The 24,043-nt window shown below is 55.6% G+C and carries 23 protein-coding genes; 15 read left to right on the top strand and 8 right to left on the bottom strand.

What is annotated here, in order from left to right:
- The first annotated feature begins 80 nt into the window (after positions 1 to 80).
- The 10 genes from nusA (at position 81) to mtr (ending at position 13,216) form a co-directional block, all read left to right on the top strand.
- A complete protein-coding gene (nusA, locus tag ACZAHD_RS00540; RefSeq protein WP_004868073.1) occupies positions 81 to 1,568 on the top strand; it encodes a transcription termination factor NusA in 1,488 nt (495 codons plus the stop codon).
- Between the two features lie 24 nt (positions 1,569 to 1,592).
- On the top strand, positions 1,593 to 4,277 hold the full coding sequence (infB, locus tag ACZAHD_RS00535) for a translation initiation factor IF-2 (RefSeq protein WP_462455048.1): 2,685 nt from the start codon (positions 1,593 to 1,595) through the stop codon (positions 4,275 to 4,277).
- 291 nt (positions 4,278 to 4,568) lie between these two features.
- Complete coding sequence (gene rbfA, locus ACZAHD_RS00530; RefSeq protein WP_002918248.1) at positions 4,569 to 4,970, top strand: 30S ribosome-binding factor RbfA; 402 nt, start codon at positions 4,569 to 4,571, stop codon at positions 4,968 to 4,970.
- The gene (gene truB, locus ACZAHD_RS00525) at positions 4,970 to 5,914 is read left to right on the top strand and encodes a tRNA pseudouridine(55) synthase TruB (protein ID WP_462455047.1); all 945 of its coding nucleotides are present in this window, start codon (positions 4,970 to 4,972) and stop codon (positions 5,912 to 5,914) included. The genes rbfA and truB overlap by 1 nt, the downstream gene beginning before the upstream one ends.
- A gap of 147 nt (positions 5,915 to 6,061) precedes the next feature.
- Positions 6,062 to 6,331 (top strand): 30S ribosomal protein S15, encoded by a 270-nt coding sequence (gene rpsO, locus ACZAHD_RS00520; RefSeq protein WP_004868066.1) that lies wholly within the window; start codon positions 6,062 to 6,064, stop codon positions 6,329 to 6,331.
- Between the two features lie 242 nt (positions 6,332 to 6,573).
- Positions 6,574 to 8,709, top strand: coding sequence for a polyribonucleotide nucleotidyltransferase (pnp, locus tag ACZAHD_RS00515; protein ID WP_462455046.1), 2,136 nt, complete (start codon positions 6,574 to 6,576; stop codon positions 8,707 to 8,709).
- Positions 8,710 to 8,817: 108 nt separating this feature from the next.
- On the top strand, positions 8,818 to 9,702 hold the full coding sequence (gene nlpI, locus ACZAHD_RS00510; RefSeq protein ID WP_462455045.1) for a lipoprotein NlpI: 885 nt from the start codon (positions 8,818 to 8,820) through the stop codon (positions 9,700 to 9,702).
- 101 nt (positions 9,703 to 9,803) lie between these two features.
- Complete coding sequence (gene yrbN, locus ACZAHD_RS00505; protein WP_099001532.1) at positions 9,804 to 9,884, top strand: protein YrbN; 81 nt, start codon at positions 9,804 to 9,806, stop codon at positions 9,882 to 9,884.
- Positions 9,877 to 11,829 carry a DEAD/DEAH family ATP-dependent RNA helicase gene (locus ACZAHD_RS00500; RefSeq protein ID WP_462455044.1) on the top strand — a complete coding sequence of 651 codons (1,953 nt, stop codon included), beginning with the start codon at positions 9,877 to 9,879 and terminating at the stop codon, positions 11,827 to 11,829. Before yrbN ends, ACZAHD_RS00500 begins: the two co-directional genes overlap by 8 nt.
- A 142-nt stretch (positions 11,830 to 11,971) precedes the next feature.
- A complete protein-coding gene (gene mtr / locus ACZAHD_RS00495; RefSeq protein WP_462455043.1) occupies positions 11,972 to 13,216 on the top strand; it encodes a tryptophan permease in 1,245 nt (414 codons plus the stop codon).
- A gap of 79 nt (positions 13,217 to 13,295) precedes the next feature.
- Here the strand turns inward: mtr and ACZAHD_RS00490 are convergent, their stop codons facing one another.
- From ACZAHD_RS00490 to ubiU, 3 genes are all read right to left on the bottom strand, one after another.
- Entirely contained in the window at positions 13,296 to 14,303 is a 1,008-nt protein-coding gene (locus tag ACZAHD_RS00490) for a luciferase-like monooxygenase (RefSeq protein ID WP_462455042.1), read from the bottom strand.
- Positions 14,304 to 14,445: 142 nt separating this feature from the next.
- Complete coding sequence (locus ACZAHD_RS00485) at positions 14,446 to 15,324, bottom strand: U32 family peptidase (RefSeq protein ID WP_462455041.1); 879 nt, start codon at positions 15,322 to 15,324, stop codon at positions 14,446 to 14,448.
- An 8-nt stretch (positions 15,325 to 15,332) separates the two neighbouring features.
- Complete coding sequence (ubiU, locus tag ACZAHD_RS00480; RefSeq protein WP_462455040.1) at positions 15,333 to 16,328, bottom strand: ubiquinone anaerobic biosynthesis protein UbiU; 996 nt, start codon at positions 16,326 to 16,328, stop codon at positions 15,333 to 15,335.
- Positions 16,329 to 16,549: 221 nt separating this feature from the next.
- Here ubiU and ubiT point away from each other — a divergent pair, with 221 nt between their 5' ends.
- A complete protein-coding gene (gene ubiT / locus ACZAHD_RS00475; RefSeq protein ID WP_462455039.1) occupies positions 16,550 to 17,074 on the top strand; it encodes a ubiquinone anaerobic biosynthesis accessory factor UbiT in 525 nt (174 codons plus the stop codon).
- Positions 17,068 to 17,571, top strand: a complete 504-nt coding sequence (locus ACZAHD_RS00470) for a GNAT family N-acetyltransferase (RefSeq protein ID WP_462455038.1) — start codon at positions 17,068 to 17,070, stop codon at positions 17,569 to 17,571. The genes ubiT and ACZAHD_RS00470 overlap by 7 nt, the downstream gene beginning before the upstream one ends.
- Here the strand turns inward: ACZAHD_RS00470 and ACZAHD_RS00465 are convergent.
- Positions 17,558 to 17,842, bottom strand: a complete 285-nt coding sequence (locus tag ACZAHD_RS00465; RefSeq protein ID WP_462455037.1) for a GIY-YIG nuclease family protein — start codon at positions 17,840 to 17,842, stop codon at positions 17,558 to 17,560. The genes ACZAHD_RS00470 and ACZAHD_RS00465 overlap by 14 nt on opposite strands.
- A gap of 55 nt (positions 17,843 to 17,897) precedes the next feature.
- Here ACZAHD_RS00465 and ACZAHD_RS00460 point away from each other — a divergent pair, with 55 nt between their 5' ends.
- From ACZAHD_RS00460 to ACZAHD_RS00450, 3 genes are all read left to right on the top strand, one after another.
- A complete protein-coding gene (locus ACZAHD_RS00460) occupies positions 17,898 to 18,335 on the top strand; it encodes a YhbP family protein (protein ID WP_462455036.1) in 438 nt (145 codons plus the stop codon).
- 91 nt (positions 18,336 to 18,426) lie between these two features.
- A complete protein-coding gene (locus ACZAHD_RS00455) occupies positions 18,427 to 19,071 on the top strand; it encodes an NAD(P)H-binding protein (RefSeq protein WP_462455035.1) in 645 nt (214 codons plus the stop codon).
- Between the two features lie 42 nt (positions 19,072 to 19,113).
- Entirely contained in the window at positions 19,114 to 20,172 is a 1,059-nt protein-coding gene (locus tag ACZAHD_RS00450) for a permease (RefSeq protein WP_462455034.1), read from the top strand.
- A 255-nt stretch (positions 20,173 to 20,427) separates the two neighbouring features.
- Here the strand turns inward: ACZAHD_RS00450 and dolP are convergent, their stop codons facing one another.
- From dolP to ACZAHD_RS00430, 4 genes are read right to left on the bottom strand one after another with little or no spacing between them, the layout of a single operon-like run.
- Positions 20,428 to 21,003, bottom strand: coding sequence for a division/outer membrane stress-associated lipid-binding lipoprotein (gene dolP / locus ACZAHD_RS00445; protein ID WP_462455033.1), 576 nt, complete (start codon positions 21,001 to 21,003; stop codon positions 20,428 to 20,430).
- 9 nt (positions 21,004 to 21,012) lie between these two features.
- Positions 21,013 to 21,603, bottom strand: coding sequence for a DnaA initiator-associating protein DiaA (gene diaA / locus ACZAHD_RS00440; protein ID WP_004868024.1), 591 nt, complete (start codon positions 21,601 to 21,603; stop codon positions 21,013 to 21,015).
- A 22-nt stretch (positions 21,604 to 21,625) separates the two neighbouring features.
- Entirely contained in the window at positions 21,626 to 22,012 is a 387-nt protein-coding gene (locus ACZAHD_RS00435) for a YraN family protein (protein WP_462455032.1), read from the bottom strand.
- Positions 21,970 to 24,036: a penicillin-binding protein activator gene (locus tag ACZAHD_RS00430; RefSeq protein ID WP_462455031.1), complete on the bottom strand. Its 2,067-nt coding sequence runs from the start codon at positions 24,034 to 24,036 to the stop codon at positions 21,970 to 21,972. The genes ACZAHD_RS00435 and ACZAHD_RS00430 overlap by 43 nt, the downstream gene beginning before the upstream one ends.
- Positions 24,037 to 24,043: the final 7 nt, after the last annotated feature.

Genomic DNA, 24,043 nt, shown 5'->3' with positions numbered 1-24,043 from the left:
AAGTGTTCGCGCTGAGTAACATCCAGAAGGCGAACCTGGTTCCCCACTTTTAACAGTCTGGATTGAGGTGAAAGGCCCCGATGAACAAAGAAATTTTGGCTGTTGTTGAAGCCGTTTCCAACGAAAAGGCGCTGCCGCGCGAAAAGATTTTCGAAGCGTTGGAAAGCGCTCTGGCAACGGCAACCAAGAAAAAATACGAACAAGAGATCGATGTGCGTGTCAGCATCGATCGTCGTAGCGGCGATTTTGATACGTTCCGTCGCTGGCTGGTTGTTGAAGAAGTGACCCAGCCGACGCGCGAAATTACGCTTGAAGCGGCGCGCTACGAAGACGAAAGCATGAATCCTGGTGACTACGTCGAGGACCAGATTGAATCCGTCACCTTCGACCGTATCACTACGCAGACCGCGAAGCAGGTTATCGTCCAGAAAGTCCGTGAAGCTGAACGCGCCATGGTTGTCGATCAGTTCCGCGAGCACGAAGGTGAAATCATCACCGGCGTGGTGAAGAAAGTAAACCGCGATAACATCACTCTTGATCTGGGCAGCAATGCTGAAGCCGTGATCCTGCGTGAAGATATGTTGCCGCGTGAGAACTTCCGTCCGGGTGACCGTATTCGTGGTGTCCTGTATGCGGTTCGTCCGGAAGCGCGCGGCGCTCAGCTGTTCGTGACCCGTTCTAAGCCGGAAATGCTGGTTGAATTGTTCCGTATTGAAGTACCGGAAATCGGCGAAGAAGTTCTCGAAATCAAAGCCGCCGCTCGCGATCCGGGCTCCCGTGCCAAGATTGCGGTGAAAACCAACGATAAGCGTATCGATCCGGTTGGCGCTTGCGTAGGTATGCGTGGCGCGCGCGTTCAGGCGGTTTCGACCGAACTGGGCGGCGAGCGTATCGATATCGTCCTGTGGGATGATAACCCGGCGCAATTCGTGATTAACGCGATGGCACCGGCTGATGTCGCCTCTATCGTGGTGGATGAAGATAAACACACCATGGATATCGCGGTTGAAGCGGGCAATCTGGCGCAGGCAATTGGCCGTAACGGTCAAAACGTCCGTCTGGCCTCGCAACTGAGCGGCTGGGAACTCAATGTGATGACCGTTGACGACCTGCAGGCGAAGCATCAGGCTGAAGCCCACGCGGCGATCGATACCTTCACCAAATATCTTGATATTGATGAAGATTTCGCCACGCTGTTGGTTGAAGAAGGTTTCGCGACGCTGGAAGAACTGGCCTATGTGCCGGTGAAAGAACTGCTGGAAATCGACGGTCTGGATGAAGCCACCGTTGAAGCACTTCGTGAGCGTGCAAAAAACGCGCTGACCACGTTGGCGCTGGCTCAGGAAGAAAGCCTGGGAGATACTAAACCTGCCGATGATTTGTTAAATCTGGAAGGTTTAGAACGTTTGATGGCTTTCAAACTGGCTGCCCGTGGTGTTTGTACGCTGGAAGATCTCGCCGAGCAGGGCATTGATGATCTGGCTGATATCGAAGGGTTGACCGACGAAAAAGCCGGAGAGCTCATCATGGCCGCCCGTAATATTTGTTGGTTCGGCGACGAAGCGTAATAAACTGTAGCAGGAAGGAACAGCATGACAGATGTGACCATTAAAGCGCTGGCCTCAGAGATTCAGACCTCTGTGGATCGCCTGATACAGCAATTTGCTGATGCAGGGATTCGCAAATCGGCTGATGATTCTGTGACAGCGCAAGAGAAGCAGACCTTGTTGACGCACCTGAACCGCGAACACGGTTCGGCGCCCGACAAGCTGACGCTGCAGCGCAAAACGCGCAGCACGTTAAATATTCCAGGTACCGGTGGTAAAAGTAAATCGGTACAAATCGAAGTCCGCAAGAAGCGCACCTTTGTGAAACGCGACCCGCAAGAGGCAGAACGCCTTGCCGCGGAAGAGCAGGCGCAGCGTGAAGCGGAAGAGCAAGCCCACCGCGAGGCAGAAGAAGCTGCCAAGCGAGAGGCGCAATTAAAAGCTGAACGTGAGGCCGCAGAACAAGCTAAACGTGAAGTCGCTGAGAAAGCGAAACGTGAAGCTGCGGAAAAAGACAAAGTGAGCAATCAACAAACCGACGACATGACAAAAAGCGCCCAGGCTGAAAAGATCCGCCGTGAAAACGAAGCAGCAGAGCTGAAACGTAAAGCGGAAGAAGAAGCACGTCGCAAGCTTGAAGAAGAAGCGCGCCGCGTAGCGGACGAAGCACGCCGTATGGCTGCAGAAAACGAAAAGAACTGGACCGAAACGCCAGAAGCTCCAGAAGAAACCAGCGATTATCACGTGACGACGTCTCAGCATGCTCGTCAGGCTGAAGATGATAACGATCGCGAAGTTGAAGGCGGTCGTGGCCGCGGTCGCAACAGCAAAACTGCGCGTCCGAAGAAAGGCAACAAGCACGCCGAATCAAAAGCCGATCGTGAAGAAGCCCGTGCAGCCGTTCGTGGCGGCAAAGGTGGCAAGCGTAAAGGTTCTTCTCTGCAACAGGGCTTCCAGAAGCCTGCGCAGGCTGTAAACCGTGACGTTATTATCGGTGAAACCATCACCGTTGGCGATCTGGCTAACAAGATGGCGGTCAAAGGCTCTCAGGTCATCAAAGCGATGATGAAGCTGGGCGCGATGGCAACCATCAACCAGGTCATCGACCAGGAAACCGCGCAACTGGTTGCTGAAGAGATGGGCCACAAAGTTATCCTGCGTCGTGAGAACGAACTGGAAGAAGCGGTAATGAGCGACCGTGATACCGGCGCGGCGGCAGAAGCCCGTGCACCGGTTGTGACCATCATGGGTCACGTTGACCACGGTAAAACCTCTCTGCTGGACTACATTCGTTCAACCAAAGTGGCATCCGGCGAAGCGGGTGGTATTACCCAGCACATCGGTGCATACCACGTTGAAACTGAAAACGGGATGATCACCTTCCTGGATACTCCGGGCCACGCCGCATTTACCTCAATGCGTGCTCGTGGTGCGCAGGCAACGGATATCGTGGTTCTGGTTGTCGCTGCAGACGATGGCGTAATGCCACAGACTATCGAAGCTATCCAGCACGCAAAAGCGGCTCAGGTGCCGGTAGTGGTTGCGGTCAACAAGATCGACAAACCTGAAGCAGATATGGACCGCGTTAAAAACGAACTGTCTCAGTACGGTGTTATGCCGGAAGAGTGGGGCGGCGAATCTCAGTTCATCCCTGTTTCTGCGAAAGCAGGTACCGGTATTGATGACCTGTTGAATGCTATTCTGCTGCAGGCAGAAGTTCTGGAGCTGAAAGCTGTACGTAACGGTATGGCCAGCGGTGCGGTTATCGAATCCTTCCTGGATAAAGGTCGTGGTCCGGTAGCAACCGTCCTGGTTCGCGAAGGTACACTGCACAAGGGCGACATCGTTCTGTGCGGCTTCGAATACGGTCGCGTTCGTGCGATGCGTAACGAGCTGGGTCAGGAAGTTCTGGAAGCGGGTCCGTCCATTCCGGTGGAAATCCTTGGTCTGTCCGGTGTTCCGGCTGCGGGTGATGAAGTGACCGTTGTTCGTGACGAGAAAAAAGCGCGTGAAGTTGCGTTGTATCGTCAGGGTAAATTCCGTGAAGTTAAACTGGCGCGTCAGCAGAAATCTAAACTCGAGAACATGTTCGCTAACATGACTGAAGGCGAAGTTCACGAAGTGAACGTTGTGCTTAAGGCGGACGTTCAGGGTTCTGTGGAAGCGATCTCCGACTCTTTACTGAAACTGTCTACCGACGAAGTCAAAGTGAAGATCATCGGTTCTGGCGTTGGTGGCATCACCGAAACCGACGCGACCCTGGCTGCGGCATCCAACGCCATCCTGGTGGGCTTCAACGTGCGTGCCGATGCGTCTGCGCGTAAAGTTATCGAAGCGGAAAGCCTGGATCTGCGCTATTACTCCGTCATCTATAACCTGATCGACGAAGTGAAAGCTGCGATGAGCGGTATGTTGTCTCCGGAACTGAAACAGCAGATCATCGGTCTGGCTGAAGTTCGTGATGTCTTTAAATCGCCGAAATTCGGCGCTATCGCGGGCTGTATGGTTACCGAAGGGACGATTAAACGTCATAACCCAATCCGCGTTCTGCGTGACAACGTGGTTATCTACGAAGGTGAGCTGGAATCCCTGCGCCGCTTCAAAGATGACGTTAACGAAGTCCGTAACGGTATGGAATGTGGTATCGGCGTGAAGAACTACAACGACGTTCGCGTTGGCGATATGATTGAAGTGTTCGAAATCATCGAGATCCAGCGTACCATCGCGTAATCTTCGTCGATTTTTGGGCCGCCACTGCGTTGGGCTGCGCTCGCTCACTCTGGTCACATAGTTATCTATGTGCCTGGAGATTGATGAGAGACATCGGTGTTTCTCACCGAAGGCCAGCCTTCGGTTGTTCAAATTCGTTGCTGACGAATTTGTCACGAGCCTGCAGCCTTGTTGCCACCCAAAATCCTTAGACGATTGACTCGTGTAGGCCGGGTTAGCATAGCGCCACCCGGCAATAATTCTAAAAAGGGGCTTATGGCCCCTTTTTTGTCTTTATCTGGAGAATTTATTATGGCGAAAGAATTTGGTCGCCCGCAGCGCGTGGCTCAGGAGATGCAAAAAGAGATTGCTATCATCCTGCAGCGCGAAATTAAAGACCCGCGTCTGGGCATGATGACCACCGTTTCTGGCGTTGAAATGTCCCGCGATCTGGCTTATGCCAAAGTCTACGTGACCTTTCTGAACGACAAAGACGAAGCGGCGGTTAAAGCCGGTATCAAGGCATTGCAGGAAGCATCCGGCTTTATCCGCTCTCTGCTGGGGAAAGCGATGCGCTTGCGTATCGTGCCGGAACTGACCTTCTTCTACGATAATTCGCTGGTTGAAGGGATGCGTATGTCTAACCTGGTGACCAGCGTGGTGAAGCATGACGATGAGCGTCGTGTGAACCCGGACGACAGCAAGGAGGACTGATGAGTCGTCCTCGTCGTCGCGGTCGCGATGTGCATGGTGTGCTGTTGCTGGATAAGCCTCAGGGCGCCTCCAGCAATGATGTACTGCAGAAAGTAAAACGTATCTATAACGCGAACCGCGCAGGGCACACCGGTGCGCTGGATCCGCTGGCAACCGGCATGCTGCCGATTTGTCTCGGGGAAGCCACCAAGTTTTCCCAGTATCTGCTGGATTCCGATAAGCGCTATCGTGTGATTGCGAAACTCGGACAGCGTACCGACACCTCTGATGCCGACGGCCTGGTGGTAGAAGAGCGCCCGCTGACCTTCAGCGATGAACAGCTTGCGGCGGCGCTGGACAGTTTCCGCGGCGAAACCCAACAGGTACCGTCGATGTATTCGGCGCTGAAATACCAGGGGAAAAAGCTCTACGAATATGCCCGCCAGGGGATTGACGTCCCGCGTGAAGCCCGGCCGATTAACGTCTATGAGCTGCTGTTTATCCGCCACGAAGGGGATGAGCTGGAGCTGGAAATTCACTGTTCCAAAGGCACCTATATTCGGACGATTATCGACGATCTGGGTGAGAAACTGCGCTGTGGCGCACATGTTATTTATCTGCGCCGTCTGGCCGTCAGCAAATATCCGGTTGAGCGGATGGTGACGCTGGAGCAGCTGCAGGCGCTGGTTGAGCAGGCAATGGTGCAGGATATTCCTGCCGCGCAGCTGCTCGATCCGCTGCTGATGCCGATGGACAGTCCGGCATCGGACTATCCACTGGTTAATCTTGCCGAAACATCGGCTGTTTACTTTAAGAATGGCAACCCGGTCCGCACCACAGGAGTCCCGCTACAGGGCCTGGTGCGGGTGACTGAAGGTGAAGACGGGAAGTTCCTCGGTATGGGTGAGATTGACGATGAAGGCCGTGTGGCGCCGCGTCGTCTTGTTGTCGAATACCCGGCTTGAGGGCTGTTCTTGCGATAACAGTCAGCTGCGGGTAGAATATCGCCGCTTAACGTCCGCAAAAGTGTTTTAACATTTTCGGGCGTTGCATCAGGGGTCGCTGAATTAGAGATCGGCACCCTTTCTTTCTTTTAAATCTGGAGTTTTAAAATGTCTCTAAGCGTTGAAGCTAAAGCAAAAATCGTTTCTGAGTTTGGTCGTGGCGAAAACGACAGCGGTTCTACCGAAGTTCAGGTTGCACTGCTGACTGCACAGATTAACCATCTGCAGGGTCACTTCTCCGAGCATAAAAAAGATCACCACAGCCGTCGTGGTCTGCTGCGCATGGTTTCCCAGCGTCGTAAACTGCTCGACTACCTGAAACGTAAAGATGTTGCACGTTACTCTTCGCTGATCGAGCGTCTGGGTCTGCGTCGCTAATTCTGCGAGTTTCAGAAAAAGGGGCCTCAGGGCCCCTTTTTTCGACCAGGCGGCAGCAATTCACTAAAAACTCATGTATTGTTGCTATTAATGATCTTCGTGCAGAGGTTCGCGCGGCTAATGAGAAGCTTGATCCGCAGGGGCGGGTAAAGGTTGTCATTAGTCGCGAGGATGCAGGAGATCGGGTCAACTGACGTTATGTCGTGGATATAGCGTCACCTATTGATATAAAGGATAGAATTTTGCTAAATCCGATCGTTCGTAAATTCCAGTACGGCCAACATACCGTAACGCTGGAAACCGGCATGATGGCTCGTCAGGCCACTGCTGCTGTCATGGTTAGCATGGATGACACTGCGGTATTCGTTACCGTTGTGGGTCAGAAAAAAGCGAAACCAGGTCAGGACTTCTTCCCTCTGACTGTTAACTATCAAGAACGTACCTACGCAGCAGGTAAAATCCCGGGTGGTTTCTTCCGTCGTGAAGGCCGTCCAAGCGAAGGCGAAACCCTGATCGCGCGTCTGATTGACCGCCCGGTTCGTCCGCTGTTCCCGGAAGGTTTCGTTAACGAAGTGCAGGTTATCGCTACCGTTGTTTCCGTTAACCCGCAGGTTAACCCGGATATCGTGGCGATGATTGGTGCTTCCGCAGCGCTGTCCCTGTCCGGTATTCCGTTCAACGGTCCTATCGGTTCTGCCCGCGTGGGTTACATCAACGACCAGTACGTTCTGAACCCGACTCAGGACGAGCTGAAAGAAAGTAAGCTGGACCTGGTTGTTGCCGGTACCGAAGCGGCCGTGCTGATGGTTGAATCTGAAGCTGAACTGCTGAGCGAAGACCAGATGCTGGGTGCGGTGGTCTTTGGCCACGAGCAGCAGCAGATTGTCATTCAGAACATCAACGACCTGGTTAAAGAAGCGGGTAAACCGCGCTGGGACTGGCAGCCGGAAGCTGTCAACGAAGCGCTGAATGCGCGCGTTGCTGCCCTGGCCGAAGCGCGTCTGAGCGATGCTTACCGTATCACTGATAAACAAGAGCGTTACGCTCAGATTGACGTGATCAAAGCAGAAACCATCGCGACCCTGATTGCTGAAGATGAAACCCTGGACGCTAACGAACTGGGTGAAATCCTGCATGCTATCGAGAAAAATGCCGTGCGTAGCCGCGTACTGGCAGGCGAGCCGCGTATCGATGGCCGTGAAAAAGATATGATCCGTGGTCTGGACGTTCGTACCGGCGTACTGCCGCGTACTCACGGTTCCGCACTGTTCACCCGTGGCGAAACGCAGGCGCTGGTTACCGCGACTCTGGGTACCGCACGTGATGCGCAGAACATCGACGAACTGATGGGCGAGCGTACTGACTCCTTCCTGTTCCACTACAACTTCCCTCCGTACTCTGTCGGCGAGACCGGGATGGTGGGTTCACCGAAGCGTCGTGAAATCGGTCACGGTCGTCTGGCTAAGCGCGGCGTACTGGCCGTTATGCCGACCACGGAAGAATTCCCGTACACCGTTCGCGTGGTGTCTGAAATCACCGAATCTAACGGTTCTTCCTCCATGGCTTCCGTGTGCGGTGCTTCTCTGGCGCTGATGGATGCTGGCGTGCCGGTGAAAGCCGCCGTTGCGGGTATCGCGATGGGTCTGGTGAAAGAGGGTGACAACTTCGTCGTTCTGTCTGACATCCTGGGTGACGAAGACCACCTCGGCGATATGGACTTCAAAGTGGCGGGTTCCCGCGACGGTATCTCTGCGCTGCAGATGGATATCAAAATTGAAGGTATCACCAAAGAGATCATGCAGGTTGCATTGAACCAGGCGAAAGGTGCACGTTTGCACATCCTGGGCGTAATGGAGCAGGCGATTAACGCGCCGCGCGGCGATATCTCCGAATTCGCACCGCGTATCCACACTATCAAGATCAGCCCGGACAAGATCAAAGATGTGATCGGTAAAGGCGGTTCTGTGATTCGTGCGCTGACCGAAGAAACCGGCACCACCATCGAAATCGAAGATGACGGTACCGTGAAGATCGCAGCAACCGACGGCGACAAAGCGCAGCATGCTATCCGTCGTATCGAAGAGATCACTGCTGAGATCGAAGTCGGCCGTGTTTACACTGGTAAAGTGACCCGTATCGTTGACTTTGGCGCATTTGTTGCCATTGGCGGCGGTAAAGAAGGTCTGGTGCACATTTCTCAGATCGCCGATAAGCGCGTGGAGAAAGTGACCGATTACCTGCAGATGGGTCAGGAAGTGCCGGTTAAGGTTCTGGAAGTTGACCGTCAGGGCCGCGTTCGTCTGAGCATTAAAGAAGCAGTTGAACAGACTCAGCCTGCCGCAGCACCGGAAGCTCCGGTTGCCGAGCAAGGCGAGTAAGGTTGCCGTTTGCCCTCCGCGTTGGCGGAGGGCGTATTACGGGCAGGACGCCTTGTTTGCAGCCGGGGAACTGGACGTTCATCCAATCGTTGTCTTCGGGAGTGGGAAATGAAGCCTTTTTTGCGCTGGTGTTTCGTGGCGACAGCTCTCACGCTGGCAGGATGCAGCAACTCTGCCTGGCGTAAGGACGCAGTCCTCGCGGTGCCATTGCAACCGACTTTGCAGCAAGAAGTGATTCTGGCGCGCATGGAACAAATTCTTGCCAGTCGGGCTTTAACCGATGACGAACGCGCACAGCTTTTATATGAGCGCGGAGTGTTGTATGATAGTCTCGGTCTGAGGGCATTAGCGCGAAATGATTTTTCACAAGCGTTGGCAATCAGACCTGATATGCCTGAAGTATTCAATTACTTAGGCATTTATTTAACGCAGGCAGGCAATTTTGATGCTGCCTATGAAGCGTTTGATTCTGTACTTGAGCTTGATCCAACTTACAACTACGCGCACTTGAATCGCGGTATCGCCCTTTATTACGGCGGTCGCGCTAAGTTAGCGCAAGATGATCTGCTGGCGTTTTATCAAGACGATCCCAATGATCCTTTCCGTAGCCTGTGGCTTTACCTCGCTGAGCGTAAGCTTGACGAGAAGCAGGCGCTTGAAGCACTGAAACAGCGCTTCGACAAATCGGATAAAGAGCAATGGGGATGGAACATTGTCGAGTTCTACCTTAGCGACATCAACGAAAAAACGTTGATGGAACGTTTGAAGGCAGACGCAACGGATAACACCTCGCTCGCTGAGCATCTCAGTGAAACCAACTTCTATTTAGGTAAGTACTACCTAAGTCTGGGGGACAAGGACAGCGCTACGGCACTGTTCAAACTGGCGGTCGCAAACAACGTTCACAACTACGTTGAGCACCGATACGCATTGTTGGAATTATCGCTCTTGGGCCAGGAGCAAGATGACCTGGCAGAATCGGACCAGCAATAGCTGACGAACACATCAGCCCATTTTTTGTTTGCCATCACCTTAACAGGTGAGGGCGTTGTTGTTCGTTAATACACCTACTTTGAGCCGGTTCACACTTTTCAATGAAAATTACTCTAAATTTTCACGTTGAGTTATGTAGACTGGCCGCCATTAATTTTGAGGCACACGTACTACATGGCTGAATTCGAAACCACTTTTGCAGATCTGGGCCTGAAGGCTCCTATCCTTGAAGCGCTTAACGATCTGGGTTACGAAAAACCATCTCCGATCCAGGCTGAGTGCATTCCGCATCTTCTGGGCGGCCGCGATGTTCTGGGTATGGCCCAGACGGGTAGCGGTAAAACTGCAGCGTTCTCTTTACCGCTGCTTAACAACCTTGATCCTGAGCTCAAAGCACCGCAAATTCTGGTGCTGGCGCCGACCCGCGAACTGGCGGTACAGGTTGCTGAAGCAATGACGGACTTCTCTAAACATATGCGCGGCGTAAACGTGGTAGCCCTTTACGGCGGCCAGCGTTATGACGTGCAACTGCGTGCTCTGCGCCAGGGACCACAAATCGTTGTGGGCACCCCAGGTCGTCTGCTGGACCACCTGAAGCGCGGTACTCTTGATCTCTCTAAACTGAGCGGTCTGGTACTGGATGAAGCTGACGAAATGTTGCGTATGGGCTTCATCGAAGACGTAGAAACGATTATGGCGCAGATCCCGGAAGGTCATCAGACCGCTCTGTTCTCTGCCACCATGCCGGAAGCGATCCGTCGCATTACCCGCCGCTTTATGAAAGAGCCGCAGGAAGTGCGCATCCAGTCCAGCGTCACCACTCGCCCGGACATCAGCCAGAGTTACTGGACTGCTTACGGTATGCGTAAAAATGAAGCGCTGGTGCGTTTCCTGGAAGCAGAAGATTTTGATGCGGCGATTATCTTCGTTCGTACCAAAAACGCGACCCTGGAAGTGGCTGAAGCGCTGGAACGCAGCGGCTACAACAGCGCTGCGCTGAACGGTGACATGAACCAGGCGCTGCGTGAGCAGACTCTGGAGCGTCTGAAAGATGGTCGTCTGGATATTCTGATTGCAACCGACGTTGCGGCTCGTGGCCTCGATGTTGAGCGTATCAGCCTGGTTGTTAACTATGATATCCCGATGGATTCCGAGTCTTACGTCCACCGTATCGGCCGTACCGGTCGTGCGGGTCGTGCGGGTCGCGCGCTGCTGTTCGTTGAGAACCGTGAACGCCGCCTGTTGCGTAACATCGAACGCACCATGAAACTGACGATTCCGGAAGTAGAACTGCCGAATGCAGAACTGCTGGGCAAACGTCGCCTGGAAAAATTTGCCGCGAAAGTTCAGCAGCAGCTGGAAAGCAGCGATCTGGATCAGTACCGCGCGCTGCTGGCGAAAATCCAGCCGTCTGCTGAAGGTGAAGAGCTGGATATCGAAACTCTGGCCGCAGCACTGTTGAAAATGGCTCAGGGCGAACGTCCACTGATTCTGCCGCCGGATGCACCGATGCGTCCTAAGCGTGAATTCCGCGACCGTGACGATCGTTTCGAGCGCCGTGGTGACCGTAACGACCGTGGCCCGCGTGGCGACCGTCCGGAGCGTAGTGGTGAAGATCGTCCTAAGCGCGAACGTCGCGATGTGGGCGATATGGAACTGTATCGCATTGAAGTGGGCCGCGATGATGGTGTTGAAGTTCGTCATATTGTTGGCGCTATCGCTAACGAAGGCGACATCAGCAGCCGTTACATCGGTAACATCAAGCTGTTTGGTACCCACTCCACGATCGAACTGCCGAAAGGCATGCCGGGCGAAGTTCTGCAGCACTTCACGCGCACTCGCATCCTCAACAAGCCGATGAACATGCAGTTGCTGGGCGATGCTCAGCCGCGTCCGGAACGTCGTGGCGGTGGTGAGCGTCGTGAAGGCGGTCGCGCATTCGGTGGCGAACGTCGTGAAGGTGGCCGCAACTTCGGTGGTGAGCGTCGTGAAGGCGGTCGTGGTGATGGTCGTCGTTTCAGCGGCGAACGTCGTGAGGGTGCTCGTGCTCCGCGTCGTGATGATACCGCTGCGGCTCCGCGCCGCGATGATTCCGCTGGCCGTCGTCGTTTCGGTGGCGATGCGTAATTAGCGCGCTCCGCTAGCGTAAAGTAAATAATACAGCCCCGATCGTGATGATTGGGGCTTTTTTTATTTCCTTTGTACTCATGTACTGGTACAGTGCCGCGCGTTAACAACAAAAAGCATGATTGACTGGAGATATCGGCAAATGGCGACACTTACCACTACGGCAACCCGACCGTCCTTGTTTGGCGGTGTGGTGATTATCGGCGGGACCATCATTGGCGCAGGCATGTTCTCGCTGCCGGTGGTCATGTCCGGTGCGTGGTTTTTCTGGTCGCTGGCTGCGCTGATCTTTACCTGGTTTTGTATGCTCCATTCCGGACTGATGATTCTGGAAGCGAACCTGAACTACCGCATTGGCTCTAGCTTCGACACCATCACCAAAGATCTGCTGGGTAAAGGCTGGAATCTGGTCAACGGTCTGTCGATCGCTTTTGTGCTCTATATCCTGACCTACGCCTATATCTCGGCCAGCGGTTCCATACTGCACCATACCTTCTCGGAGCTTTCATTGAATGTGCCGGCGCGGGCTGCGGGCTTTGGCTTTGCGCTGCTGGTGGCTTTTATCGTCTGGTTGAGTACCAAAGCGGTGAGTCGAATGACGGCAATCGTGCTGGGAGCAAAGGTCATCACCTTCTTCCTGACCTTCGGAAGCTTGCTGGGGCACGTTGAGCCGACAACACTGTTCAACGTCGGCGAAAAGAATGCCTCCTACACGCCGTACCTGTTGATGACTCTCCCGTTTTGCCTGGCCTCCTTTGGCTATCACGGTAACGTACCGAGCCTGATGAAGTATTATGGCAAAGATCCCCGGACGATTACCCGCTGCCTGGTCTACGGCACGCTTCTGGCTCTGGGGTTGTATGTCGTCTGGTTACTGGTGACGATGGGCAACATTCCACGCCCTGAGTTTATCGGTATCGCGCTGAAGGGCGGTAACATTGATGTGCTGGTACAGGCATTGAGCGGGGTGCTCAACAGCCGTAGTCTGGACCTGTTGTTGGTGGTGTTCTCGAACTTCGCCGTTGCCAGCTCTTTCCTTGGGGTCACCCTCGGCCTGTTTGACTATCTGGCGGACCTGTTTGGTTTTGATGATTCTGCTCTCGGCCGTTTTAAGACCGCGCTCCTGACTTTTGTTCCACCGGTTATTGGCGGCCTGCTGCAGCCCGATGGTTTCCTGTATGCCATCGGCTATGCCGGTCTGGCCGCAACCATCTGGGCGGCGATTGTCCCGGCGCTGTTGGCCCGGGCATCGCGTAACCGCTTCGGTAGCCCACAGTTTCGTGTCTGGGGCGGAACGCCGATGATTGTGCTGATTCTGCTGTTTGGCGCCGGTAACATTATCGTGCATTTCTTATCGAGCTTTAATCTGTTGCCTGTTTACCAGTAAACAGAATGCCCGGCGGCGCGATGCTTACCGGGCCTACAGGCTCGGGCGGGTCGGATAGGGCGCCGCCGTCCGGCAAAAACTACCCTACCAGCTCTTCTTTTATCTGCATCGCTAAATCAAACGAATGTAAGCGCGCCTGATGATCGAAGATCTGGCCGTTCACCATCAGCTCATCGGCCTCGGTTTCCCGCAAAATGGATTCCAGCCCATGGCGGATTCTGGCTTTATCGCCAACCAGCGACATGCTGAGCGCCTGTTGTACTCCGTACTGTTCAGAGGCGGACCATAGTTGATGCATATTTTCCACCGGTGGCGGGAGCTGACCGGTTTCACCACGACGTAGTTTCACGAATGCCTGTTGCATCGAGGTGAACAGGAATTCGGCATCACGGTTACTATCGGCGGCGATGATATTAATACATACCATGGCGTACGGTTTCGCTAAGCGTTCGGATGGTTTGAACTGGGTGCGATAGAGATGCAGCGCCTGGAATAACATATCCGGCGCGAAGTGCGAGGCGAAGGCAAAAGGCAGCCCAAGCTGTGCCGCCAGCTGCGCGCTGTATAAACTGGATCCTAACAGCCACACCGGGATCTTCTCTCCGTAGCCGGGAACCGGGCGCACGTGCGGATTGGGATCGCGGGCATCAAACCAGTCCACCAGTTCGGCGACGTCGCGTGGGAAGTTATCAACATCTCCGCCCATATGACGGCGGAGCGCCATCATCGTACGCTGGTCGCTGCCCGGTGCCCGGCCAAGCCCCAGGTCAATACGTCCGGGATACAAGGTATTGAGCGTACCGAACTGTTCGGCGATCACCAGCGGTGAATGGTTGGGTAACATTACGCCACCGGAGCCCAGTTGCAGCGTCGTGGTATTTGCCGCCAGATAACCGATAAGCACCGATGTTGCAGCGCTGGCGATGCCAACCATGTTGTGGTGTTCCGCCAGCCAATAGCGGTGATAGCCGCGTTTTTCAGCCAGACGCGCGAGATCCAGAGAGTGTGAGAAGGCCGCTTTGGCGCAAGAACCCTCGGGGATCGGTGCCAGATCGAGCACCGAGAACGGAATAGATTTGTCGGTCATAAAGGCTCACTTTGTTACAGCATCGTCATCAGATTGAAGGTCTTCTTTCAGCCTGGCGCATTCAGCGAGCGCCGGCCAGAAAAGCTGCAACGTTCATACTGCATGAAAAGACGAAGTATGCTGTTAACAAAGTGAGCTATTTTCAGGACTGCAGTTCCAGCCCGGCCAGCCGTTTCCAGTAACCGTTACAGTCACTGTTGGTGAGCAGCGGCAGCGGCGAGGTACCGTTCTCATTGGCGCGGAAAGCATCGATCATGGCAAAGGTATCGTTGCACAGCGGTGACAGGCGCACCATATCCACCAGCCCCTGCATCGACGTCAGTTCGTTGCCGAGGTTATAGACATAGCCGCTCATGGTCTGAATACCGTTCAGGACAAACACCTGCTGGTTTTCCTGGGACAGCACGCTGCGTCCGTTCGGGTACTTGATGCAGCAGGTCTCGCATTCGTCTTTTGGCCGATCTTCGGAACGCGCGGTAAAGCAGCGCGCGGAATAGGCCAGCGGAAGATGACCGTAGCTCAATACCTCCACTTCAAATTGATTGCGAATGCCAAGCTCTTCGCACTGGGTGAGCAGATTCCCCAACCAGTCGCGAGACAGTTCAACCGGCATGCACCAGCGGATCATGCCTTGTTTACGCAGCAGACGCAGGGTGACGGCGTTATAGCAGTTGAGCGCATGTCCGGCGACGAACGGCAGTTTGCGCTCTGCGCACATATTGACGACGCCAAGGTCGCTGGCTTCGATCAGAAATTCCCCGTTATCGACATAGCGCTTCAGCTCATTGAGCTCGGAAGAGGCCTGTACCAGCGCAAGCGTGGAGAGCACCACCTGCTTACCGCTGCCCGCCAGCTCTTTCGCCATCTCCAGCCAGTCGCCGACTTTGGTGGCGCGGCGTTTACTGCATACGGCTTCGCCGAGATAGATCGTATCGGCACTGGAACGTGCGGCCTGTTGGTAAAAATCTTCCAGCGTCTCTTTCGACCAGTAGTAAAGTACCGGCCCTAATGAATATTTCATTACTTTTCTCACTGCCATTTACGGTGGTAGGCGCCAAGAGTGGTTTGTGTCCCTTCGGACATCGCACCGAGCGTCTCCATCCACGCGGATTGCGGAATAAAGTTTTGCGGATCGGCTTTGCAGCGGTCGATTGCCTGGCGCCATACTTTCGCCACCTGGGTGACATAGGCCGGGCTACGCTGACGTCCTTCAATTTTCACCGACGCAATATTTGCCGCCATCAGTTCCGGCAGTAGCTCCAGCGTATTGAGGCTGGTAGGCTCTTCCAGTGCATGATAGCGCTCACCATCTACCAGATAGCGGCCCTTGCACAGCGTCGGGTAGCCCGCATTTTCGCCATCCTGATAGCGATCGATCAGCACTTCGTTGAGGCGCGATTCGAGACCCTGCGGCGTTTGTTGCCAGCGAACAAAACGCGCAGGTGAACAGGCTCCGACGGTATTCGGCGATTCGCCGGTGAGGTAGGAAGAGAGGTAGCAGCGGCCTTCCGCCATGATGCACAGGCTACCGAAAGCGAAGACCTCCAGCGGAACCGGCGTCGTGCGCGCCAGCTGTTTTACCTGATGAATCGAGAGCACGCGCGGCAGCACGACGCGGGCGACATCGAAATTACGTTGATAGAAACGCACCGCCTCTTCGTTGGTTGCCGACGCCTGAACCGAAACGTGGCGTTCAATGTACGGGTAACGCTCCGCGGCGTATTCCAGCATGGCGATATCGGCAAGGATTAAAGCATCCGCGCCCAACTGTGCCGCCATGTCTACCGCGCGCTGCCAGCGGGCATAACCGTCAGGATGCGCAAAGGTATTGATCGCAATATGCAGCTTACGACGGTGTCGATGTACAAAGCTAACGGCTTCCTGCAGTTTCTTTTCGGTGAAATTAAGGCCGGCAAAGTGGCGGGCGTTGGTGTCATCTTTCAGCCCGATATAGACGGCATCGGCACCGTTTTCGATGGCCGCCTTAAGTGCCGGAAGGTTGCCGGCTGGGCAGAGCAGCTCCATAACTTTTCCTGAGAAATGCGGCCCGTAGGGACGCTGATAGGGTTAATGAACAGGAATTTTAGTTAACCTTCTGGTGACAATTTTTGATTTGAGGCAGTTAATAGCGTATTGGCGGCGCCAATAATCGGTACCCGTCGTCGTGATTTTGTTGATTTACGCCGCTATGTCATTTATTTGATATGGCACAATAGCGGAACTATTGCTTTCATGGAGTAAGGCTTGTGTTGGATAAATTGCGTTCCCGGCTGGTCCACTTTGGCCCGTCTTTGATGAGCGTGCCGGTTAAGCTGGCGCCTTTTGCCCTCAAGCGCCAGGTGCTGGAGCAGGTATTAAGCTGGCAGTTTCGTCAGGCTCTGGAAGATGGCGAACTGGATTTTCTCGAAGGCCGCTGGTTAAGTATTAATGTGCGTGATATCGGTCTGCTGTGGTATACCTCGGTAAGCGAAGGGCGTCTGGTTGTCAGCTCTGTGGCCGAAGCGGATGTGAGCTTCAGCGCCGATGCCAGCGATCTGCTGATGATTGCCGCGCGTAAGCAGGATCCGGATACGTTGTTCTTCCAGCGTCGGCTGGTCATTGAAGGCGATACTGAGCTGGGGCTGTATGTAAAAAACCTGATGGATGCCATTGAGCTGGAGCAGATGCCAAAAGCGCTGCGCGTGATGCTGCTGCAGCTGGCTGACTTTGTTGAAGCGGGGCTGAACGGTCCGCGGAAACCTGAACAGACATCGGTAGGTGAGGCATGCTGATTCGAGTTGAAATTGGGATTGATGCACCGGGAATCGACGCGTTATTGCGCCGTACGTTTGGCAGCGATACCGAAGCGCAATTGGTGCACGATTTACGTGAAGACGGCCTGATCACACTGGGCGTGGTGGCGACAGATGATGAAGGGCAGGTTATTGGCTACGTCGCTTTCAGCCCGGTCTCCATTGAAGGCGAAGAGCTGCAGTGGGTCGGACTGGCGCCGCTGGCGGTAGATGAAAACTATCGCGGCCAGGGAATCGGCAGCCAGCTGGTCTACGAAGGGCTGGATTCATTGAATGAGTTTAGCTATGCCGCCGTGGTGACGCTGGGTGATCCGGCCTTCTACGGGCGCCTCGGCTTTGAGCCGGCTGCCCGCTTCGATCTGCGTTGCCGCTGGCCAGATACCGCCGAGGCGTTCCAGGTGCGCCCGCTGGCCGATGACGCGCTGGAAGGGGTGCATGGGCTGGTAGAGTACTGCGATCGCTTTAACCGCCTCTGAGGCTCTCCAGCAGAGTCTCAAAAGAACCATCTCCGGCAACGAGGCGCTCTTTCTGGCGCTTCGTTAGCTGCTTGATGCGATACTCCAGTCGTAGTGCAAGTGAGTGTTCACCAACTTCCTGGCTGAACGCCAGACGCAGCTCGCCTTTCCCCCGCAATGCTTTGGCTCCCTTGCCATCCTGATGCTGACAAAAACGGCGCGCAACATCGGTAGTAATCCCGGTATAAAGGCGATTATCGGCGGTACGTATCAGATAGAGAAACCAGCGCACGGTAGAAAGGTCGGTATGTTAAGGTAGATGCACCATAACATACCGGAGAGTAAAGATGGATACGCTTGCTGCTATCAGCCGCTGGCTTGGCAAACAGCATGTGATTACCTGGTGCGTTGCCAGCGAGGGAGAACTGTGGTGCGCCAATGCGTTCTATGTGTATGACGCGCAAAACATCGCCTTCTATCTCCTGAGTGATGACCATACCCGCCACGGGCAGATGACCGGCCTGCGTGCAAAGGTCGCCGGCACCGTAAATGGCCAGCCGAAAACCGTTGCCCACATTCGCGGCCTCCAGTTCAAAGGTGAAATCCGCCGTCTTTCCGGCGACGAGGAAGCGGCGATGCGCGCGCGGTACGTCAGCCGCTTTCCGATCGCCAGGATGCTGCGGGCACCGGTCTGGGAAATCCGTCCGGATGAGCTCAAGTTCACCGATAACACGCTGGGGTTCGGCGCCAAGTTACACTGGCTCCGTCACCCCGATAGCGAGTGAGGTCCGTAGCGGCCGTGCAGCGTCGCACATTTCCGCATACTCTTATTACCGCGGCATCCGCTGCTGAAGGGCTGATTTTTCAGGGGGCATAATGAGCCAGGTGCTAATAACAGGGGCTACCGGATTAGTTGGTGGGCACTTACTTCGAATGCTAATTCAGGCGCCGGGCATGGCGGCGATAACCGCCGCGACCCGCCGCCCGCTGGTGGATGCCGAGAGGGTACTGAATCCCCATGCTCCTCAACTGAACGATGCGCTGGCGCAGGTTGTTGACCCTGTCGATATCGTGTTTTGCTGTCTGGGGACCACGCTGCGAGACGCGGGCAGTAAAGCCGCCTTCATTCAGGCCGATTACCGGCTGGTGGTGGATACGGCGCTCACCGGGCTACGGCTGGGCGCGAAGCACATGCTGGTGGTCAGCGCGATGGGGGCCAATCCGCATTCGATGTTCTTCTACAACCGCGTTAAAGGCGAAATGGAAGAGGCGCTGCGTGCGCAGCCGTGGAGGCGTCTGACGATTTTACGCCCGTCGATGCTGCTGGGCGCTCGCGAGAAAAAAAGGACAAACGAAGCGGTGCTGGCGCCATTGTTCCGACTGCTGCCGGGAAACTGGAAATCTATCCATGCCCATGAGGTGGCGCAAGCGATGCTGAGCGAAGCGCTGACCCCTGGACGGGAAGGTGTGACGATTCTGCCATCGGCAAAACTGCGTGAAATTGCGACCAGCGAAGCGTAGTATTCTGCGCTTCACATCACCACATCCTTCCTGGGGAATGCTATGGCTGGTCAGTCTTCATCTCGGGCGGCATCACCGTTTCAATGGTGGAAGCCCGCACTGTTTTTTCTCGTTGTTATCATTGGCCTGTGGTTCGTCAAATGGCAGCCTTACTATGGCAAGGTGTTTACGGCCGCAGAAACGCACAGTATCGGCAAATCAATTCTGGCCCAGGCAGACGACAACCCGCTGAAAGCGGCATGGGACTACGCGGTGGTTTACTTCCTGGCGGTCTGGAAAGCGGCGGTGCTGGGCGTGCTGCTCGGTTCGCTGATTCAGGTGCTGATCCCGCGCGACTGGCTGCTGCGTACGCTGGGGCCATCGTGCTTTCGCGGTACGCTCTCAGGTGTGCTGTTTTCACTGCCCGGTATGATGTGTACATGCTGCGCCGCACCGGTCGCGGCGGGGATGCGTAAGCAGCAGGTATCGATGGGCGGCGCGCTGGCGTTCTGGATGGGCAACCCGTTGCTGAATCCGGCAACGCTGGTGTTTATGGGATTTGTGCTGGGCTGGCAGTTTGCGTTGATTCGGCTGGTTGCCGGGCTGGCAACGGTGTTGATCGTGGCGACGTTGGTGCAAAAATGGGTCAAAGAGGCGGCAACGCAGCCGTCAGCCGTTCCGGATGTCGGTGATACCGCGCAGGGGCCTTTTTTCACCCGCTGGCTGAGTGCGCTCTGGACCTTGTTCTGGAACACTATCCCGGTCTATATTCTGGCGGTCCTGGTGCTGGGAGCAGCACGCGTCTGGCTGTTCCCGCATGCCGATGGCGTGGTGGGGAATACCCTGTTCTGGGTAATAGCGATGGCAATAGCCGGCTGTCTGTTTGTCATCCCTACCGCGGCGGAGATCCCTATCGTCCAAACCATGATGCTGGCGGGAATGGGGTTTGCCCCGGCGCTGGCGCTGCTTATCACGTTGCCTGCCGTCAGCGTGCCGTCGTTGATTATGTTGCGTAAGGCTTTTCCGGCGAAAGCGCTGTGGCTAACCGGTGGGCTGGTGGCGCTGTGTGGCGCGGTGGTTGGCGCACTGGCGCTGATATCATTCTCCTGGGCTGCGGCGTAAACGCCTGAGCCGGGCGACAGGACGAGTGGCGCTGTGTGGCGCGGTGGTTGGCGCACTGGCGCTGATATCATTCTCCTGGGCTGCGGCGTAAACGCCTGAGCCGGGCGACAGGACGAGTGGCGCTGTGTGGCGCGGTGGTTGGCGCACTGGCGCTGATATCATTCTCCCGGGCTGCGGCGTAAACGCCTTGCCCGGGTGACGGGACAGCAAATTCGTGGCCCGGCTCAGCGTAGCGCAAGCCGGGATGTATAGCGTTTACTTGATATAGGTAAAGGCGGTGGTCACGCGCGACACGCCGCTCACCCGGCTGGCGATATCCGCCGCCGCACGACCTTCACGGTCGGTGACCAGACCCATCAGGAACACTTCGCCGTTTTCGGTTGTCACTTTCACGTTGGAGGATTTCACCTGGTCGGTAGCGAGCAGTTGGGAACGGACTTTAGTGGTGATCCAGGTATCCGAAGAAGCGGTACCTAAACCAATCGGCTGGCCCTGACGTACTTCGTTAAATACTTCCGTTGTACCTTCGACGCCCATCGCAATTTGTTTCGCGCGAGCGGAGAGATCTGCCACCGGAGACTGGCCGGTCAGCAGGACTTTACCCTGATAGGCGGTGACGTTAATCCGAGCCTGTTTCTTAATTTGCTCGTCTTTCGACAGCGCGCTGTTGACGCGCAGTTCCAGCGTACTGTCATCAACCTGAGTACCCACCGTACGCGGGTCCGTGGCGGCTTTAGTGCCGACAGCGGCCGTTCCGACTACCGCTGCCGCAACGCATCCTTGTAGCAGTAGTGCAGAAAGAATGATGGCGAGGGGCGAGAGAGCCTTCATGTGTTCTCCTTAATCGTCCTGGTGTGGAAAAAGCGTGTTATCAATCAAATCGCACAGGCAGTTAACGGTGAGCATATGCATTTCCTGAATTCGCGCGCTGCGATGAGACGGAATGCGTATTTCGACATCCTGCTGGCCCAGCAGGCCAGCCAGTTCACCGCCATCGTAGCCGGTGAGTGCGACGATGGTCATATCGCGGGTGACGGCAGCTTCAACGGCTTTCACGATGTCCCGACTATTGCCGCGCGTGGAAATAGCCAGCAGAACATCACCTGCGTGGCCTAACGCGCGAACCTGCTTGGCGTAAATTTCGTCATGCAGGCGATCGTTGGCAATTGCGGTTAAGACCACATTATCGGTATTTAGTGCAATGGCAGGTAAACCAGGACGCTCTGTTTCAAAACGATTAATCATGCTGGCAGCAAAATGCTGTGCGTTGGCGGCAGAGGTGCCATTGCCACAACAGAGGATTTTGTTGCCATTGAGTAACGACTGTACCAGGGTCAAGGCCGCACGGGAGATGGCATCCGGGAGAGCTTCCGCTGCTGCAATTTGGGTTTGAATGCTTTCAGTGAAGCAGGCTTTAATTCTATCGAGCACGGGATCCCTTAATTCATTTACGCTATTCGCCAAAGGCGTTTTTCAGCCATTGGATGTCGTTTCCGGTGAAGGCTACCACATCGAAACGGCAATCCACAGTGTCAAAGCTCCCATTCTGCCGGGAGAGCCACAGGCGAGCAGCCTGGAGGAGTCTTTGTTGTTTTTTTTGCGTGACGCTGGAGGCGGCATCTCCGTAGTTTGCGCTGCGCCGATAGCGCACCTCGACGAAAACGGTTACCGCGCCATCGCGCATGATGAGGTCAATTTCACCGCCCCGCTCACGAGCGTTAGCGGCGATAAAACGGAGCCCCTGGCTTTCCAGCCACCGGCGAGCCTGGTTTTCCCAGGCATCTCCGGTCTGTTTGGTTAGTTGGCTGCGACGATCTGTCCGTGTTGGTACTTGAGCCATGACAATTTCCTGTTGATCACGCAGTCCTGGGTGGCCGTCAGATCGCCGGTGTTACCGTTCAGCTCGAAGCCCGGCGTCTGGCGCATTTGGGCGAAATGGTTAGCCAGCGACCAGGCGTCTGCCCCCATCGCATACAGGCGAGCCAGCGAGTAATCGTTGCGCACGGCGGAGAGCGCCTGCTGCATCAGCATCGGGTTGCTGCCGGCCAGCATCGGGATCTCACTATACTGCAAACCTTCCATCTCTAGGCGGAAATCCGGACCGGAAGTCCCCTGGGCGCTGCGGGAACTGGCGTACAGGGTGACATTGCTTTGGCTGCCATTGCGCAGGGCGATCATCGGTTTGATATAGGCAATCTGTTCCGGCGTCGCCAGGATCCAGGCGGCATCGACACCACCGGTACTGCTGACCTGGACATCCTGTGGGTTGCTGAGGGGGCTGTCAGACGCTGACGGCAGCGTAGAAACTGGCGTTCCGCTCAGAGAGATACCGCTGTTGACGCTGGATTTCAGCTCGGAAGCTGAACCAACGCGCTGCTGCAGGACGGTTCCCCCACCCAGTTTTAACCACTCGTTGGCAAAGGCGTTCACCACGCGATCGCCGAGCGCGCCGCGAGGCACCAGCAGCAGCGGCGTTTGTTTGCCCTGATCGTGAATATGGCGCGCCGCGTCGCGGGCTTCATCTTCCGGGGAGAGGGCGAAATAGCAAATATTGGCGCGGTTTTCGACTTTCTCCGGCTGGTTCAGTGCCAGCACGTTGAGCGAGGTATTGCTCTTGATGACATCCTCGACGTTATCTTTGAGCAGCGGACCGACGACGAGGGTGGCGCCATCCTGCTGTACCTGCGCGAGCAGCTGACTCATTGGTTGCGTCGTGGTGTCGTAAATTTTCAGTTCAGCTGCCGGATTAGCCGGGGTCGTGGCAACCGGCTGGGCGGTGGCCGTGGGGGGAGCGGTCGTCGCGGTGGCGGCTTGAGAGGCGCTCGGCGTCGTCACCGGAGCCGGAGCCCGATCGGCTGCTGGCGCCTGCACAGGAACCTGCGCGGTATTGGCCGAGGTCAGGTCGCCCACTTCTGCCTGCGAAGGGCTCACGACGTCGCTACTGGCGACATTTGCGGCCTGCGCAACCTGGGCTGGAACGGCGCTTCCGGCGACGGTCGGCGCGCCATTTTTCGCCGCTTCAAAGCCCTGCTGGATGGTACGGCCAAAGACGGCGGCCTGGCCATTGAGCGGCAGCAGGAGCGCGATCTTATTGGTTGAGGCCGGTTGATAATTTTGCATATTCATCAGCGCTGTTGGCAGCATTTTCGCGCCAGGGTTCTGCGGATAGCGGGTTTGCCAGTCTTTCACACCGGCTTTGAGCATGGTGGGATCGTTGCGGTTGTCAAACCACATGTGTTGCAGATCCAGCCACCCCTGCAGGACGTTTTCATCGGCATTGATGACCAGCGCGTTAGCCTGGTCCTGGGTCATTGCGGTGAGCGCTTTCCAGGTTGCGTCAATATTCTGCTGCTGTTGTTTCGGCTGACTTAGCAGCGTCTGCCGGGCGATAAGGGCACGCAGCAGCGTAATTGACGGGTGGCCCTGGCTGGCATCAATTTGTGCCTGCCAGTATCGCGGCCGCTGATTGGGCTCAAAACTGGCAGGATCGAGCTTAGCCAGCAGTGCCTGAGCGCCCTGGAAATCGTTCTGCGCCAACTTCACTTCGACGGCCAGCAGAGATTGTTCGCGGGCCTGGGTACTGTTGAGATTAGACGGTAGCTGGTTGAACAGGTCGATGGCCTGCTGTTTTTTGCCTTCCTGTAACAGTGCACGAATGGCGAGTAATTGCCAGTTGGTCTTGCTATCATTCGAGCTTTGCTGCATTTGCTGTAGGTAGTAACTGGAATCTGCCTGTGCCGTACCCTGTAAAAACGCCGTGCTTTGATCCGGGGTATGGGTGCCGCAGCCAGCAAAGATCAAAGCAGCCAGCAGTACGGGCAGACAACGCGCGGGTTTAGAACGAAGAAATGTTGACGGTACCATATGTATC

The organism is Raoultella sp. (assembly GCF_039594335.1).
GTDB lineage: Bacteria > Pseudomonadota > Gammaproteobacteria > Enterobacterales > Enterobacteriaceae > Klebsiella.
Note: the sequence above shows the minus strand (reverse complement) of the source record. Positions and strands in the feature narration are given on the sequence as shown.

What these genes read in the sequence shown, in the direction of transcription:
- mtr (WP_462455043.1), top strand. Translation starts at nt 11,972, where the DNA reads ATGGCGACACTTACCACTACGGCAACCCGACCGTCCTTGTTTGGCGGT.
- rpsO (WP_004868066.1), top strand. Translation starts at nt 6,062, where the DNA reads ATGTCTCTAAGCGTTGAAGCTAAAGCAAAAATCGTTTCTGAGTTTGGT.
- nlpI (WP_462455045.1), top strand. Translation starts at nt 8,818, where the DNA reads ATGAAGCCTTTTTTGCGCTGGTGTTTCGTGGCGACAGCTCTCACGCTG.
- nusA (WP_004868073.1), top strand. Translation starts at nt 81, where the DNA reads ATGAACAAAGAAATTTTGGCTGTTGTTGAAGCCGTTTCCAACGAAAAG.
- ubiU (WP_462455040.1), bottom strand. Translation starts at nt 16,328, where the DNA reads ATGGAGCTGCTCTGCCCAGCCGGCAACCTTCCGGCACTTAAGGCGGCC.
- ACZAHD_RS00455 (WP_462455035.1), top strand. Translation starts at nt 18,427, where the DNA reads ATGAGCCAGGTGCTAATAACAGGGGCTACCGGATTAGTTGGTGGGCAC.
- infB (WP_462455048.1), top strand. Translation starts at nt 1,593, where the DNA reads ATGACAGATGTGACCATTAAAGCGCTGGCCTCAGAGATTCAGACCTCT.
- ACZAHD_RS00450 (WP_462455034.1), top strand. Translation starts at nt 19,114, where the DNA reads ATGGCTGGTCAGTCTTCATCTCGGGCGGCATCACCGTTTCAATGGTGG.
- ACZAHD_RS00490 (WP_462455042.1), bottom strand. Translation starts at nt 14,303, where the DNA reads ATGACCGACAAATCTATTCCGTTCTCGGTGCTCGATCTGGCACCGATC.
- yrbN (WP_099001532.1), top strand. Translation starts at nt 9,804, where the DNA reads ATGAAAATTACTCTAAATTTTCACGTTGAGTTATGTAGACTGGCCGCC.
- ACZAHD_RS00460 (WP_462455036.1), top strand. Translation starts at nt 17,898, where the DNA reads ATGGATACGCTTGCTGCTATCAGCCGCTGGCTTGGCAAACAGCATGTG.
- ACZAHD_RS00435 (WP_462455032.1), bottom strand. Translation starts at nt 22,012, where the DNA reads ATGGCTCAAGTACCAACACGGACAGATCGTCGCAGCCAACTAACCAAA.
- ACZAHD_RS00470 (WP_462455038.1), top strand. Translation starts at nt 17,068, where the DNA reads ATGCTGATTCGAGTTGAAATTGGGATTGATGCACCGGGAATCGACGCG.
- truB (WP_462455047.1), top strand. Translation starts at nt 4,970, where the DNA reads ATGAGTCGTCCTCGTCGTCGCGGTCGCGATGTGCATGGTGTGCTGTTG.
- ACZAHD_RS00485 (WP_462455041.1), bottom strand. Translation starts at nt 15,324, where the DNA reads ATGAAATATTCATTAGGGCCGGTACTTTACTACTGGTCGAAAGAGACG.
- rbfA (WP_002918248.1), top strand. Translation starts at nt 4,569, where the DNA reads ATGGCGAAAGAATTTGGTCGCCCGCAGCGCGTGGCTCAGGAGATGCAA.
- ACZAHD_RS00500 (WP_462455044.1), top strand. Translation starts at nt 9,877, where the DNA reads ATGGCTGAATTCGAAACCACTTTTGCAGATCTGGGCCTGAAGGCTCCT.
- ACZAHD_RS00430 (WP_462455031.1), bottom strand. Translation starts at nt 24,036, where the DNA reads ATGGTACCGTCAACATTTCTTCGTTCTAAACCCGCGCGTTGTCTGCCC.
- dolP (WP_462455033.1), bottom strand. Translation starts at nt 21,003, where the DNA reads ATGAAGGCTCTCTCGCCCCTCGCCATCATTCTTTCTGCACTACTGCTA.